Below are 12,884 nucleotides of genomic sequence, written 5' to 3' on the forward strand. Positions count from 1 at the left end.
AGCAATCCTCCTCTAGCCTATTTAAAGAATCCATCGTAATCATACATCTTGATCTGGCCTTCGAGCTTATCGACCGTGTCGAGCACGACGCCGACCATGATGAGGATGGACGTGCCGCCAAATGCCTGGATCAGATGGTTACCCGTGAAGGAGAAGATGATCGAAGGCACGATGGCGATGAGCGCCAAAAAGACAGCGCTGGGAAGCGTAATCTTGTTGAGCGCGTTCTTGATGTAGGCCGCGGTAGCCCTACCCGGACGCACGCCCGGAATAAAGCCGCCCTGCTTCTTAAGGTTATCGGCCGTGTCATCGGGGTTGAACACCATGGAGGTGTAGAAGTACGCGAAGAACACGATGAGGACAACGTTAAGCACCCAGTTGAGCCAACCGGTCGAAAGCGCAGAGGCAACTGCCTGAATCCAGCCGATGCCGGGGAAGAACACGGCAATCTGAGCCGGGAAGTACAGCAGCGCCGAAGCGAAGATGATCGGCACGACGCCCGCGGTGTTGACCTTGATGGGCAGGTAGGTGGTCTGTCCACCCATCATGCGACGGCCCACGACGCGCTTGGCGTAGGAGACCGGAATGCGGCGCTGGCCGCGCTCAAGGAAAACGATCAGCGGGATAACCAGCAGGATGATGGCGCAGATGATCACCATGGTGATGATGCCACCGGCATTGCCCTCGGTGCTGGAGAAGATAGCCTGCGGCAGACCGGCCATGATGTTCGCAAAGATGATCAGCGACATGCCATTGCCGATACCGCGCTGGGTGATGAGCTCACCAATCCACATGATCAGCATGGCGCCCGCAGTGAGCGTGCCGACGACCATGAGGTCGAAGATGATCTCGGGAGCGCCGGCGCCATTAAAGCTGATGCCGAAGCTCTTAAAGAGGAAGAGGTAACCCACGGAGTTGAGGATTGCCAGAGCCAAGGTGAGGTAACGCGAATACTGCGTAATCTTGGTCTGACCGACCTCGCCCTCGCGGGCAAGCTCATGCAGGGAAGGCACGACGGCCTGGAGCATCTGGAGGATGATCGAGCTGGTGATGTAAGGCATGATGCCCAGCGAAAACACCGACACATAGCTCAACGCGCCGCCAGAGAAAAGATTCAGGAGGGCCATAGCACCTGCGGCGACCGAATTGTTATCGGTCGAGAAAAGGCCCAGCATCCCCTGGAAGGGAATGCCGGGCACAGGAACGTGCGCACCAATGCGGTACACGACGAGCATAGCTATGGTAAAAAGAATCTTTTCGCGCAATTCTTTGATGCGGAAAGCATTCTTAAGACCATTTAGCACGGCAGCTCGACCTTTCCGCCGGCGGCCTCGATCTTGGCCTGCGCAGAAGCGCTGACCTTGTCGACCTTGACCGTGAACTTCTTGGTGAGCTCACCATTGCCGAGCACCTTGACGGGCTCGAACTCGCTCTTGGTGATGCGAGCGGCCTTAAGAGCGGCACCGTCGATCACAGCGCCATCCTCGAACTTACGCTCGAGACGCTCAACGTTAACAGCGGTGTACTCGATACGACGGGGGTTGCGGAAGCCCGGAAGCTTGGGCAGGCGCATAGCCAGCGGAGTCTGGCCACCCTCGAAGCCGGCACCCTTGGTGCCGCCAGAGCGGGAACCCTGGCCCTTCTGGCCGCGGCCAGAAGTGGTGCCGTGACCCGAAGAATTGCCACGGCCGACGCGCTTACGGTTCTTGGTGGAACCGGGCGCGGGAGTAAGATCGTGAAGCTGCATTTGCTACTCCTCTACAATCTCGACAAGGTGCTTGACCTTGAAGATCATGCCGCGGACGGACTCGTTGTCAGCAATCTCGCGAACCTCGCGGATCCTGTGGAGACCGAGGGCACGGACAGTACGGACCTGGTCCTGCTTGCAACCGTTGGTGCTGCGGACCTGCTTGATCTTGATGGTGTCAGCCATGCTTAGTTCTCCTTACCGACGAACATCTCGGAGACCGTCAGGCCACGGCGAGCCGCGACGTCCTCAGGGCTGGAGAGCTCCTTGAGGCCCTCGACGGCAGCCTTGATGATGTTGAGGCCGTTGTCGGTACCGAGGGACTTGGACAGGACGTTCTTGATGCCAGCAAGCTCGAAGAGGGGACGCACAGCGCCGCCGGCGATAACGCCGGTACCCTCGACAGCGGGCTTGATGATGATGCGGCCGGCACCAAAGTGGCCGAGAACCTCGTGCGGGATGGTGCCCTGCTCGGTCACCGGCACGTGGAACATGTTCTTCTTGGCATCGAGAGACGCCTTGGAGATGGCCAGGGGCACCTCAGCGGACTTGCCCATGCCAACGCCGACGTTGCCCTTGCCGTCGCCAACGACGACGAGAGCGACGAGGCTCATGCGACGACCACCCTTGACGGTCTTCGACACGCGGTTGATGTAAACGACGCGCTCCTCGAACTCGGAGGCCTCGCGCTGCTGCTTCTGATTACGAGCCATGTGCTACATACCTCCTAGAACTCGAGACCGGCGGCACGAGCACCGTCGGCGAGGGCCTTGACGCGGCCATGGTAGATACGGCCACCACGATCGAAGGCGACCTTGGTGATGCCGGCCTCGATGGCGCGCTTGCCAACGAGCTGACCGACCTTCTCCGCAGCCTCCTTGTTCGAGGTGTGGGTGCCCTTGAACTCGGCCTCGAGGGTCGAGGCAGAGACGAGCGTCAGGCTGGAGCCCTTGCTGTCGTCGATGATCTGGGCATAGATGTTGGCGTTAGTACGGGTCACGCGAAGACGCGGACGCTCGGAGGTACCCGAGACCTTGCCGCGAACACGACGCTGACGACGCTTGAGGCCTTCCAGCTTCGCCTTATGCTTGTTCATACGTAAACTCCTAAAAAGGTTGATCTTGCCAGCACCTGACGGGGTGCTGGTCTTATGCGAGTGAGTCGGTTACGACTACTTGGCGGCCTTACCCAGCTTGCGGCGGATGTGCTCGCCAACGTAGTGGATACCCTTGCCCTTGTAAGGCTCGGGAGGACGATGGCCGCGGATCTCAGCGGCGATCTGACCGACCTGCTGCTTGTTGATACCCTTGACGTTCACGTGGGTGTTGTCGGGAACCTCGAAGGTGATGCCCTCGGGAGCCTCGACGATCACGGGGTGCGAGAAGCCCAGGGAGAACTCGAGGTTCTTGCCCTTCTGCTGCACGCGGTAACCGACGCCGGCGAGCTCGAGCTTCTTCTCGAAGCCCTCGGAAACGCCAACAACCATGTTGTGGATGAGGGCGCGGGTGAGGCCGTGACGGGCACGGGTCTCACGCTCGTCGTCGGGACGGGAAACGGTGAGGACGTTGTCCTCGACGTTGATAGCGAGCTTCTCAAAGACATCGAGCTCGAGCTGGCCCTTGGGGCCCTTGACGACAACGTTGTTGCCGTTGACTGCCACTTCGACTCCGGCGGGAATCTGGACAGGCTTATTACCGATACGAGACACGGTGATCTCCTTTCCTTCTACCTACCGAGCGAATTACCAGACGTAAGCGATGATCTCGCCGCCGACGTTGTGCTTGCGAGCATCGCGGTCGGTCATGACGCCATGGCTGGTGGAAATAATGGCGGTACCAAGGCCACCGCGGACGCGGGGCATGTCGGCAACGCCGGTGTACTTACGCAGGCCCGGCTTGGAAATGCGGCGGATGCCGTTGATGACCTTAGCCTTCTTGGGACCATACTTAAGCGTGATGTGCAGAGTCTTCTGGGGAACGGTGTCCTCGACATCGTAGCCCTCGATGTAGCCCTCCTCGTGCAGAACACGAGCGATCTCGACGAGCTTCTTGCTGCTCGGCATGGAGACCGTGGCCTTGTTCACAGAGTTAGCGTTACGGATGCGCGTAAGCATATCTGCGATCGGGTCTGTAAGGTTCATACAGATTCTCCTTCGTTCTTGATGAACACGTGCTCTTGGTTCTTCGCCGCCCTTAACGGCAAAGCCTTTTTAGCGCGTTTTCCCTGTTCCAAACTGATGCTTGAAACGCTGGTAGTGACTTACCAGCTGGCCTTCTTAACGCCGGGAAGCTCGCCCTTGAGTGCAAGCTCGCGGAAGCAGACACGGCACAGGCCGAACTTGCGGTACACAGAGTGCGGACGGCCGCAGCGCTGGCAGCGCGTGTACTCACGAGTAGAGAACTTCTGCTTGCGATTGCACTTGACGATCATCGATGTCTTAGCCACTTATATCCTCCTCACATAGAGTATTGTTCGCCCCAAGCGCCGCCCCCTTGTGGGAACGGCGCTCATAGGGCAGGTGAACCTATTTCTTGAACGGGAAACCGAAGGCGTCCAGAAGGGCCTTGGCCTCCTCATCGGTGTTGGCGGTGGTCACGAAAGTGATGTCCATACCACGCTGGTGATCGACGGAGTCGAAGTCGATCTCGGGGAAGATGAGCTGCTCGGTGACGCCCATGGAGAAGTTACCACGGCCGTCGAAGCTCTTGGCCGAGATGCCGCGGAAGTCGCGGATACGGGGGATCGCGACGGAGGTCAGACGATCGAAGAACTCCCACATACGGTCGCCACGCAGGGTAACCTTGCAGCCGATCGGCATACCAGCGCGCAGGCGGAAGGTAGCGATGGACTTGCGGGCACGGGTGATCATCGGCTGCTGGCCGGTGATGGCGCGCAGGTCGCGCACGGCACCGTCGATGGCCTTGGAATCGGTAGCGGCCTCGCCGACACCCATGTTCACGACGATCTTCTCAAACTTGGGGATCATCATGACGTTCTCGTACTGGAACTTGTCCTGAAGCTGCTGTTTGACCTCGTTGTTGTACTTGGTCTTCAGACGCGGCACATACTTCTCTTCTGCCATTGTTCACTCCTTTTTGGGGTTTTAAGCACGGGGCGTGGCCACGATGGGTTGTCCTCGTGCCTCCTGGCTGCATCCGCGCCGCTCATGGCATTTCGCGGTTTGGACTCGACGCAGCAGGAGCCGACAAAACAATCGGTACTATACGCGCATCGGGAGCGTATTTCCAGAAAAACCTCGTCTGCCTGCACAACTCCACAACTCCCCCGCACATATTGATCCCTAGGGGACGGAGGAAAATGGCAGTTGCGGTGAAATAGGGACCGTTTGACGGCTTAACAGGCTTTAACAGTCCGTATTTCACCGCAACTCATATATGGGGATGCGATTAGCGCTTGCGGGGGACGAGCTTGGTGCGGCGCAGGTGGATCATCTCGGCAGCGATGGAGATGGCGATCTCCTCGGGGTCCTCGGCCTCGATGGCGACACCGATCGGCAGGTGCAGCTCGTCGATCTGGTCCTGCGTAAAGCCCTCCTGCTCCAGGCGGGCGCGCACAAAGGCCGTCTTGCGGCGCGAACCCAGACAGCCCAGATAGGCGGGCTTGGCGTGCATGGCCTGAATCACCACGTCGATATCGGACTTGTGACCCGCCGTGGCGACGACCACTAGGTCACGCGGGCCGATGGGGCACTGCTTGCTCAGGTTCTTGTAGTCGACCAGACGACGGTCGTAGACACCGGGCACCCATTCGGGGGTCAGTGTGCCGGGGCGGTCGTCGCAAGCCACGACGGCAAAGCCCGCCGCCGTGAGCACCCGCGCCGTCGCAGCACCCACGTGGCCGCAGCCAAAGATATAGGTCAGGCCCTCGGGGCAGAGCGTCTCGATGTGCGCCGCGGGAATCTCGGAGGCCGCGTTGGTGTAGGTGACCTTACTCCCCTCCTCCACCAGCGAAAGCTCGGGGCAGCCCATTATGGTGCGGCGCGACTCCTCGCCATGGTATTCGGCAACATCGCCTTCGAGCGCACTTGCGATAAACGGTTCAAAGTCGATGGCGAAGTCGCCGATGCGCCGATAGGCCAAGACGTCGGCAACCGACTGGAACAACGGTGCCTGGGTCGCATCCAGATGCAGGTAGCACAGGCAGATGGCTCCGCCGCAAATCATGCCGGTATCGGAGTTCTCGCCGCCCATGGTGTAGCGGACCAGACGCGATTTACCCCCGGCCAGCAGCTCGCGCGCCTCGTCCAGCGCAAAGAGCTCAATCTTGCCGCCGCCGATAGTGCCCGCTTGGCTGCCATCGGCAAAGACAGTCATCCATGCGCCCACACCGCGCGGGGACGACCCCGCCGTACCGGCCACTACCACCAGCTCGCACGTCTCGCCAGCACGCAGGGCGGCAAGCGCCGCATTCACAACATCGAGCTTTTCCATTGCCGCCTTCTATCCTCTAAAGACATCGGTGAGCATAGCGAGTGCCTCGAGCACGCCGCCGCCGACCGACGTCGCTTTGTCCGAAATGTAGTTGATATAGCTGGCATCGCCGCGTGGATCGACATCGGCGCATTTAAAGCCCTCAGTCACCTGCACGCCGTTCGCCAAAAGCCCGCGCAGACAGCCATCGATCTGCGTGCACATGGGCGTATCGCCCGCGTAGCCAATCACGTCTCCGGCGCTCACGATGTCGCCGATTGCGCGGTCGGACCGAAACACGCCGGCGGCGGGGCTGTGGATAACACGTTCCTTGCCATAGCCGGCGATAATGCCCGGCACGCCCGTGTTGGGCTGGGGCGAACCTTGGGTAATGACACGGCCCAGGAAATGCCCACGCATGGTCTCGACCACGGCGTCGCAGTCAACCGGCGCGGTAAAGCCCGGCCCCACGGCGATGACGGCAGGCGCCATGTCGCGCGTGGTGCCCAAGTTGCGCTTAGCCAAAATCGCGTCGACCACAGCCACGGGTTTCAACTCGCCGAGCATCTTGGCCTGGGGGTCCACTACAACGGCGACGTCTCCAGCCTCGGTAATCGCAAGCGCCTCAGCCGGCGTCTGTGCCAAGCGAGCGCGAATGCCTTCGACCTCGACCTCGCCCAGGCGAATGGCCTCGCAAAAACAGATTGTGCGACGGATGCACGTGGGAACCGCGATATCGGCCATAACGACCGACACGCCGGAGCGCACCAAGCGAGCGGCGACGCCCGTGGCGATATCGCCGGCGCCGCGAACATAAACGAGCATTCCCGGGGCACCTCCCTGTGCTACGGTTTGAGCAGAGCAAAAGCGGTTCGACCGCTACTCTGATGATTATTTATTATCACAGTATTATACGGCGGTGAACAGATGGAAACGGTTAGCGGCAATCTTGTCTCGGCGCTCAGGATCGAGCCAGGCATTACCGCGATTATCGGCAGCGGCGGCAAGTCGACGTTGCTGAAGACGCTGGGTCTTGAGCTCATGCGCGCTGGCGGCCGCGTGCTCCTCTGCACCACCACGCATATGTTTCCCGTCGCCGGCGTGCCATGGGACGGGTCGAATCGTCGCCTGGACGCCGCGCCTTGGAAGCCGGGCGCCGCGCATGTCCCCGGTTGCACCTGCGAGGCCTGCACGGGCCTTGTGCACGGAAGCATCTGCCAGGCAGGCGTCTTGGACCCGGAGACAGGCAAGCTCTCCGCCCCCGCCGAGCCGCTCGGCGAGCTGGCACGGCGCTTTAACTATGTGTTGGCCGAGGCAGATGGCAGCAAGCGACTCCCGCTCAAGGCGCATGCCGCCTGGGAGCCGGTAATTCCCGCCGCCACGGCAAACGTTGTCTGGGTCGTCGGCGCCTCGGGGCTGGGCAAGCCCGTCGCCGAGGTTGTCCACCGCCCCGAGCTCTTCTGCGAGCGCTGCGGCTGCGAGCCTACCGACATCGCCACGCCCGAGCGCGTCGCCCAGGTGCTCAATGCCGAGATGCAGGCGCTGGGACTCAGCACCGCACGCGTCATGCTCAACCAAGCCGACACGCTTGCCGACCCAACAATGGCAGATCGCTTCGAGGCAGCCCTCAACCGCCCCCTCATCGCCACCAGCCTCCAGGGGTAGCAAATTTGGGACGGGGCTCTTTTTGCTACCCCGTCCCAAAAAATCATCTCCCAAATTAGCTACCCCGGCGGTCTTCCCGTTAGCGGGGCACGTAGCGGCCGGGTTGGGCTCCGGTGGGCTCGCCGTCGCGTGCCGCCAGCACGCCGTTCACAAACACGGCCTTGGCGCGGCCATGCGCCTCAAAGCCCTCGAGCGGCGTGTAGTCCACGGCCTGATGCTGCGTCGCGGCGCTGATCGTCCAACGCGCGCACGGATCCCACACGCACACGTCGGCATCGGCGCCCTCGGCAAGACAGCCCTTGCGCGGATACATGCCAAAAACGCGCGCCGGATTCTCGCTCATCAAGCGGCACAGATCCTCGGGACCCAGCTGTCCCTCAAAGCTCGTGGCAATCGCAACGGGACGATGCTCCACGCCGGGCCCGCCGTTGGGAATCGCGCGGAAATCATCGCGTCCTCGGTCCTTTTGCCCGTGCAGGTTAAAGCTGCAATGATCGGTCGCAATAGTATCGATCTCGCCAGCCACAAGCGCCTCGCGCAGCGCGGCACGGTCACCGGCATGGCGCAGCGGCGGGCTCATCACATACTTGGCGCCCGCAAAGCCGTCCTCTCCCTGTTCAAGGTAGCAGGTGTCGTCGAGCATCAGATACTGAGGGCAGGTCTCGACATAGATGTTCTTCTGCCCGTGCGCTTTGGCAGCGCGAATGGCCTCGAGCCCCAGCTTGGTCGAAAGGTGCACCACGTTGACCGGAGCGTCCCCGGCCAAGTGCGCCAGATACAGCAGGCGGCTCACGGCCTCGGCCTCACACACGTCCGGACGGCTGAGCGCATGGCCCTCGGGCCCGTGGATACCCTGCTCAAACACGCGCTTCTGCAGCGCGTTGACCAACGTGCCGTTCTCGCAATGCACGCACAGGATACCGCCCACGCGCTTGAGCTCCTCCAGCACCTCGAGCGTCTCGGCATCGTCCAGGCGCAGATGGTCGTAGGCAAAGTAGGTCTTAAACGACGACACGCCCGCCTCGCGCATGGCCGAAAGATCGGCGCGGTTGCGCTCATTCCACTCGGCAAGCGCCATATGGAAGGCATAGTTGGCGGTGCAGGTGCCGTCGGCGCGATGATGCCACTCGACCAAGGCATCGGGCATGGTCACGCCGCGATCGGCCGTCGCGTAGTCCACAATGGTCGTCGTGCCGCCGCAGGCAGCCGCGCGCGTGCCGGTCTCAAAGCTATCGGCTGTCCAATCCATGCCGGTCCAGCACTGCATGTGCGTGTGCCCATCGATAAAGCCCGGGAACACCCAGCAGCCCGCGGCATCCTCGACGGTATCGCCCTCGGCCGGCTCAATCGCCGCGGCGATCCGCACGATCTTATCGCCATCCATGGCAAGATCGGCGCGACGAAGCCCCTGGGGCGTCACGAGCGCGCCGTTTTTGATGATGATCATAATTGCTCCTTATTGATTGATGCAGTTGGCCACGCGATCAAAATACGAGCAGGCGGCGATATGCTCCGTTATGCGTCGCTGTCCCTTGACGGTATCGACGTCCCACAGTTCGTAAGCACGCGCATCAACCAGCACCACGTCGATACGGTCCTTGAGGATCGAGCCGCCACCGTCCTTGCCCTCAAGACACATAAGTGCATCGAACAGTTCCGCCGGAAAGAGCACCGGGCTCGAAGGCTCACCGTTGCACGCAAGACGCACCGGATACTTGCGGCCACGCTCATCAAACGCGCGAACCATGGCCTCAAAAGAATCCGAACTCACGAGCGGCTGGTCGCCCGGCAAAAAGAGGCAACCCTTCCAGCCGCGGCTCGCCCCCCACGAAAGGCCCGCACGGACGCTTTCGCTCCTGAGCTTGCCATCGTGCAGCACGCACGGGCAATGCTTGTCCTCGCAAATCTGGGCGACCTCGGGCCAACGCGTCGAAACCACGACGTCAAAGCCCCGGGGAACCGAATCGATAGTCCGGGCAATCAGCGGCTTGCCATAGATATCGGCAAGCATCTTGTTAGAGCCAAACCGCTTGCCCTCGCCCGAAGCCATAATGACGCAACCGAGTTTCATGGCGATACCTCCCCTGAAACCATCGTACCCATAACTCGCGTCGCGGGGCATCTACATCGAAAGCGCTTATCCCGCACGCCCACGATGCAAAAAGGGGCACCCCGCCGGTTGGCAGAGCGCCCCCTTTACATGGCTTACCTCAGCGCGGCTTTAGGCCTGGAACCAACGGGCGGTGTTGCGCTCGTCGAGGGCCTTGAGGGTAGCGGCGGGATCGGCAACCTTCTGCAGGAACATCATAGCTGCGATGGCGTACGGCTTGTAGCTGGCCTCCTTGTACATGCCCACGCGGTGCATGTCAAAGACGTCGGCGTTGACCTCGCCGTGCTCGCAAGAGACACCGGAGATGTCGGCGGGCAGCGGGTGCATAAAGATGGTGTCCTGGCCGTTGGCGGTCTTCTCCATGAGCTCGGTCGTGGAGCACCAGTCCTGATGGGTGGCGTTCTGAGCGAGCAGCTCCTTCTCGAGCGCTGCGATGCCGGCGTCGTCGCCCTCGGCGTACAGGTTGGTACGCTTCTCCATGGCGGCAAACGGAGCCCAGCTCTTGGGGATCACGATGTCGGCGCCCTCGAAGGCCTCGGCCATGGTGTTGACCTGCTTAAAGGTGGTGCCGGACTCGGCGGCATAGCCCTTGGCGCGCTCGACGACCTCGGGCATGAGGTCGTAGCCCTCGGGGTGGGCCAGGGTGACGTCCATGCCAAAACGGGGCAGCAGGCTGATCAGCGACTGCGGGCAGGACAGCGGCTTGCCGTAAGAGGGTGAATAGGCCCAGGTAACGGCAACCTTCTTGCCCTTGAGGTTCTCAAGACCGCCAAACTCGTTGATGAGGTAGAGCATGTCGGCAGAGGACTGCGTGGGGTGATCGGAGTCGGACTGCAGGGAGATGAGCGTGGGACGGTGATCCAGAACGCCATCCTCGTAGGCCTGCTGGACAGACTCGGAGACCTCGGCCATGTAGGCGTCGCCCTTGCCGATGTACATGTCGTCGCGGATGCCGATGACGTCGGCCATGAAGGAGATCATGGTAGCGGTCTCGCGGACGGTCTCGCCGTGAGCGATCTGGGACTTCTTCTCGTCCAGGTCCTGCAGCTCGAGGCCGAGCAGGTTGGCGGCCTTAGAGAAGGAGAAGCGCGTACGGGTGGAGTTGTCGCGGAACAGGGAGACGGCCAGGCCCGAGTCGAAGATCTTGGACGAAACGTTGTTCTCACGCAGCTCGCGCAGGGCGTCGGCAACGATGTAGAGAGCCTTGAGCTCATCGGTGGTCTTATCCCAGGTGTGCAGGAAGTCGCTGCCGTACATGCCCTTAAAATCGAGGCCGTTCAGCTGCTCGACGAGCTCGGTAAACTTGGCGTCCATGTAAATATCCTTTCCATAGATGAAACGATCGCAATGAGTAGATGTGCTCCGGCATGCGCGTGTGGCTAGAACATGCAGAGCGCTATGACGAGGACCCGCTACCGTTGAGGAAGCATGGGAGATAACGACCACGGGCCCCAAGTCAACAGGGGGTGCCGGGGACACAGGCTGTCCCCGGCTCAACAAGATCAAGGAATGGGACTAGTCGATCTTGTTGTTGGTCAGACCAGCGCGGAACACGGTAGCGTCGCCATCGGCCTGGCTCGGATCGTAGAGGTTCAAAGCAGCAACATACATGGCGGCAGCGGTGACCAGGTCGTCCTTGTAGGTGACCTCGTTGGGAGCGTGAGCCTGAGACTCGGCACCCGGGCCAAAGCCAACGCAGGGGATGCCATAGCGGCCCTGGATGGAAACGCAGTTCGTGGAGAAGGTCCACTTGTCGCACAGCGGACGACCGGTGCGCTTGTCCATGCTGGGCTCGCAGCCGATGCGCTCGTCACCGAACATGGCCTTGTGGGCGTCGACGAGGGCCTTGACGTGCGGAGCGGTCTCCTTGTTGATCCACGTGGGGAAGTAAGCCTCGGTCTCGTAAACCTCGCCGGTCCAGGACGGACGGTCGTACATGTACATGGAGACCTTCACGTCGTCGCCGTACTTCTTGGCGGCCGGCAGGTTGCGGATCTCGTCCAGGCAGGACTCCCAGGTCTCGCCGGCGGTCATGCGACGGTCGATGGAGATGGCGCAGGAGTCAGCGACAGCGCAGCGGCTGGGGCTGGTGTAGAAGATCTGGCTGACGGTGCAGGTGCCGCGGCCCAGGAAGCGGGCGTCCTCGAAGTGCTCGGGGTTGTACTTGGGGTCGAGCATCTTGACGAGGCCCTTGATGTCGGTCGACTCGTCGCAGCCGTTGTTGTTGAGGGCGCGGACGTCGGCGATGATGTCGGCCATTTTGTAAATGGCGTTGTCGCCGCGGTCGGGAGCGGAGCCGTGGCAGGAGGTGCCGTGAACGTCGACGCGGATCTCCATGCGGCCGCGGTGACCGCGATAAATGCCGCCGTCGGTGGGCTCGGTGGAAATGACGAACTCGGGCTTAATGCCGTCCTTGTTGTAGATGTACTGCCAGCACATGCCGTCGCAGTCCTCTTCCTGGACGGTGCCGACGACCATGATCTTGTAGCCCTCGGGGATGAGGCCCATGTCCTTCATCATCTTGGCAGCGTAGGTAGCAGAAGCCATGCCGCCCTCCTGGTCGGAGCCGCCGCGGCCGTAGATGATCTCGTCGGTCTCGTAGCCCTCATAGGGATCGGCATCCCAGTTCTCGATGTTGCCGATGCCGACGGTGTCGATGTGAGAGTCGATGGCGATGATCTTGTCGCCCTCGCCCATAAAGCCCATGACGTTGCCCAGGCCGTCGACCTTGACCTCGTCATAGCCAAGGCTCTCCATCTCGGCCTTGATGCAGGCAACAACCTCACCCTCCTCGCAGGACTCAGAGGGATGGGAGATCATAGCGCGCAGGAAGCGGGTCATGTCGGCGCGGTGAGACTCAGCAGCAGCCTTGATAGCGTCGAAATCGAGTTCTTTAGTCATAACAGTCAACCTTTCATTCGAAGGAGTCTAC

16 protein-coding genes are annotated in these 12,884 nt (G+C 61.4%); 1 reads left to right on the top strand and 15 read right to left on the bottom strand.

Annotated elements, in window-relative coordinates:
* Positions 1 to 17 precede the first annotated feature (17 nt).
* From secY to yqeB, 11 genes are all read right to left on the bottom strand, one after another.
* Entirely contained in the window at positions 18 to 1,304 is a 1,287-nt protein-coding gene (gene secY, locus DW754_RS02380; RefSeq protein ID WP_089573561.1) for a preprotein translocase subunit SecY, read from the bottom strand.
* Positions 1,298 to 1,747, bottom strand: a complete 450-nt coding sequence (gene rplO / locus DW754_RS02385) for a 50S ribosomal protein L15 (protein WP_006235267.1) — start codon at positions 1,745 to 1,747, stop codon at positions 1,298 to 1,300. The genes secY and rplO overlap by 7 nt, the downstream gene beginning before the upstream one ends.
* A 3-nt stretch (positions 1,748 to 1,750) precedes the next feature.
* Positions 1,751 to 1,933 carry a 50S ribosomal protein L30 gene (gene rpmD / locus DW754_RS02390; protein ID WP_006235266.1) on the bottom strand — a complete coding sequence of 61 codons (183 nt, stop codon included), beginning with the start codon at positions 1,931 to 1,933 and terminating at the stop codon, positions 1,751 to 1,753.
* A gap of 2 nt (positions 1,934 to 1,935) precedes the next feature.
* The gene (gene rpsE / locus DW754_RS02395; RefSeq protein WP_055252236.1) at positions 1,936 to 2,460 is read right to left on the bottom strand and encodes a 30S ribosomal protein S5; all 525 of its coding nucleotides are present in this window, start codon (positions 2,458 to 2,460) and stop codon (positions 1,936 to 1,938) included.
* Between the two features lie 14 nt (positions 2,461 to 2,474).
* Positions 2,475 to 2,843, bottom strand: a complete 369-nt coding sequence (gene rplR, locus DW754_RS02400; RefSeq protein ID WP_006235264.1) for a 50S ribosomal protein L18 — start codon at positions 2,841 to 2,843, stop codon at positions 2,475 to 2,477.
* 75 nt (positions 2,844 to 2,918) lie between these two features.
* Positions 2,919 to 3,455 (bottom strand): 50S ribosomal protein L6, encoded by a 537-nt coding sequence (gene rplF / locus DW754_RS02405; protein WP_006235263.1) that lies wholly within the window; start codon positions 3,453 to 3,455, stop codon positions 2,919 to 2,921.
* Between the two features lie 33 nt (positions 3,456 to 3,488).
* Positions 3,489 to 3,887 (bottom strand): 30S ribosomal protein S8, encoded by a 399-nt coding sequence (rpsH, locus tag DW754_RS02410; protein WP_006235262.1) that lies wholly within the window; start codon positions 3,885 to 3,887, stop codon positions 3,489 to 3,491.
* Positions 3,888 to 4,006: 119 nt separating this feature from the next.
* Complete coding sequence (locus DW754_RS02415; RefSeq protein WP_022094280.1) at positions 4,007 to 4,192, bottom strand: type Z 30S ribosomal protein S14; 186 nt, start codon at positions 4,190 to 4,192, stop codon at positions 4,007 to 4,009.
* A gap of 79 nt (positions 4,193 to 4,271) precedes the next feature.
* Positions 4,272 to 4,829, bottom strand: a complete 558-nt coding sequence (gene rplE / locus DW754_RS02420) for a 50S ribosomal protein L5 (protein WP_006235260.1) — start codon at positions 4,827 to 4,829, stop codon at positions 4,272 to 4,274.
* Positions 4,830 to 5,154: 325 nt separating this feature from the next.
* Positions 5,155 to 6,198: an XdhC family protein gene (locus DW754_RS02425; RefSeq protein WP_117758833.1), complete on the bottom strand. Its 1,044-nt coding sequence runs from the start codon at positions 6,196 to 6,198 to the stop codon at positions 5,155 to 5,157.
* A 9-nt stretch (positions 6,199 to 6,207) separates the two neighbouring features.
* Entirely contained in the window at positions 6,208 to 7,002 is a 795-nt protein-coding gene (yqeB, locus tag DW754_RS02430; protein WP_117758832.1) for a selenium-dependent molybdenum cofactor biosynthesis protein YqeB, read from the bottom strand.
* Between the two features lie 102 nt (positions 7,003 to 7,104).
* Here yqeB and yqeC point away from each other — a divergent pair, with 102 nt between their 5' ends.
* Positions 7,105 to 7,842, top strand: a complete 738-nt coding sequence (gene yqeC / locus DW754_RS02435; protein ID WP_117758831.1) for a selenium cofactor biosynthesis protein YqeC — start codon at positions 7,105 to 7,107, stop codon at positions 7,840 to 7,842.
* Positions 7,843 to 7,921: 79 nt separating this feature from the next.
* Here yqeC and hydA read toward each other — a convergent pair whose 3' ends face one another.
* From hydA to DW754_RS02455, 4 genes are all read right to left on the bottom strand, one after another.
* Positions 7,922 to 9,289 (bottom strand): dihydropyrimidinase, encoded by a 1,368-nt coding sequence (hydA, locus tag DW754_RS02440; protein ID WP_117758830.1) that lies wholly within the window; start codon positions 9,287 to 9,289, stop codon positions 7,922 to 7,924.
* Between the two features lie 9 nt (positions 9,290 to 9,298).
* Positions 9,299 to 9,913: a nucleotidyltransferase family protein gene (locus tag DW754_RS02445; RefSeq protein ID WP_158561624.1), complete on the bottom strand. Its 615-nt coding sequence runs from the start codon at positions 9,911 to 9,913 to the stop codon at positions 9,299 to 9,301.
* A gap of 150 nt (positions 9,914 to 10,063) precedes the next feature.
* Positions 10,064 to 11,266 (bottom strand): knotted carbamoyltransferase YgeW, encoded by a 1,203-nt coding sequence (ygeW, locus tag DW754_RS02450; protein ID WP_055252229.1) that lies wholly within the window; start codon positions 11,264 to 11,266, stop codon positions 10,064 to 10,066.
* Between the two features lie 201 nt (positions 11,267 to 11,467).
* The gene (locus DW754_RS02455; protein ID WP_099432046.1) at positions 11,468 to 12,853 is read right to left on the bottom strand and encodes a YgeY family selenium metabolism-linked hydrolase; all 1,386 of its coding nucleotides are present in this window, start codon (positions 12,851 to 12,853) and stop codon (positions 11,468 to 11,470) included.
* Between the last annotated feature and the right edge of the window lie 31 nt (positions 12,854 to 12,884).

It is taken from the genome of Collinsella sp. AM29-10AC (genome assembly GCF_003469085.1).
Taxonomy (GTDB): Bacteria; Actinomycetota; Coriobacteriia; order Coriobacteriales; family Coriobacteriaceae; genus Collinsella.

Excerpts from the sequence above, each read along its gene's own strand:
- DW754_RS02445 (WP_158561624.1), bottom strand. The coding sequence starts at position 9,913 with ATGAAACTCGGTTGCGTCATTATGGCTTCGGGCGAGGGCAAGCGGTTT.
- rplO (WP_006235267.1), bottom strand. The coding sequence starts at position 1,747 with ATGCAGCTTCACGATCTTACTCCCGCGCCCGGTTCCACCAAGAACCGT.
- yqeC (WP_117758831.1), top strand. The coding sequence starts at position 7,105 with ATGGAAACGGTTAGCGGCAATCTTGTCTCGGCGCTCAGGATCGAGCCA.
- ygeW (WP_055252229.1), bottom strand. The coding sequence starts at position 11,266 with ATGGACGCCAAGTTTACCGAGCTCGTCGAGCAGCTGAACGGCCTCGAT.
- rpmD (WP_006235266.1), bottom strand. The coding sequence starts at position 1,933 with ATGGCTGACACCATCAAGATCAAGCAGGTCCGCAGCACCAACGGTTGC.
- rpsH (WP_006235262.1), bottom strand. The coding sequence starts at position 3,887 with ATGAACCTTACAGACCCGATCGCAGATATGCTTACGCGCATCCGTAAC.
- rplE (WP_006235260.1), bottom strand. The coding sequence starts at position 4,829 with ATGGCAGAAGAGAAGTATGTGCCGCGTCTGAAGACCAAGTACAACAAC.
- DW754_RS02425 (WP_117758833.1), bottom strand. The coding sequence starts at position 6,198 with ATGGAAAAGCTCGATGTTGTGAATGCGGCGCTTGCCGCCCTGCGTGCT.
- hydA (WP_117758830.1), bottom strand. The coding sequence starts at position 9,289 with ATGATCATCATCAAAAACGGCGCGCTCGTGACGCCCCAGGGGCTTCGT.
- yqeB (WP_117758832.1), bottom strand. The coding sequence starts at position 7,002 with ATGCTCGTTTATGTTCGCGGCGCCGGCGATATCGCCACGGGCGTCGCC.
- rplR (WP_006235264.1), bottom strand. The coding sequence starts at position 2,843 with ATGAACAAGCATAAGGCGAAGCTGGAAGGCCTCAAGCGTCGTCAGCGT.
- DW754_RS02455 (WP_099432046.1), bottom strand. The coding sequence starts at position 12,853 with ATGACTAAAGAACTCGATTTCGACGCTATCAAGGCTGCTGCTGAGTCT.
- rpsE (WP_055252236.1), bottom strand. The coding sequence starts at position 2,460 with ATGGCTCGTAATCAGAAGCAGCAGCGCGAGGCCTCCGAGTTCGAGGAG.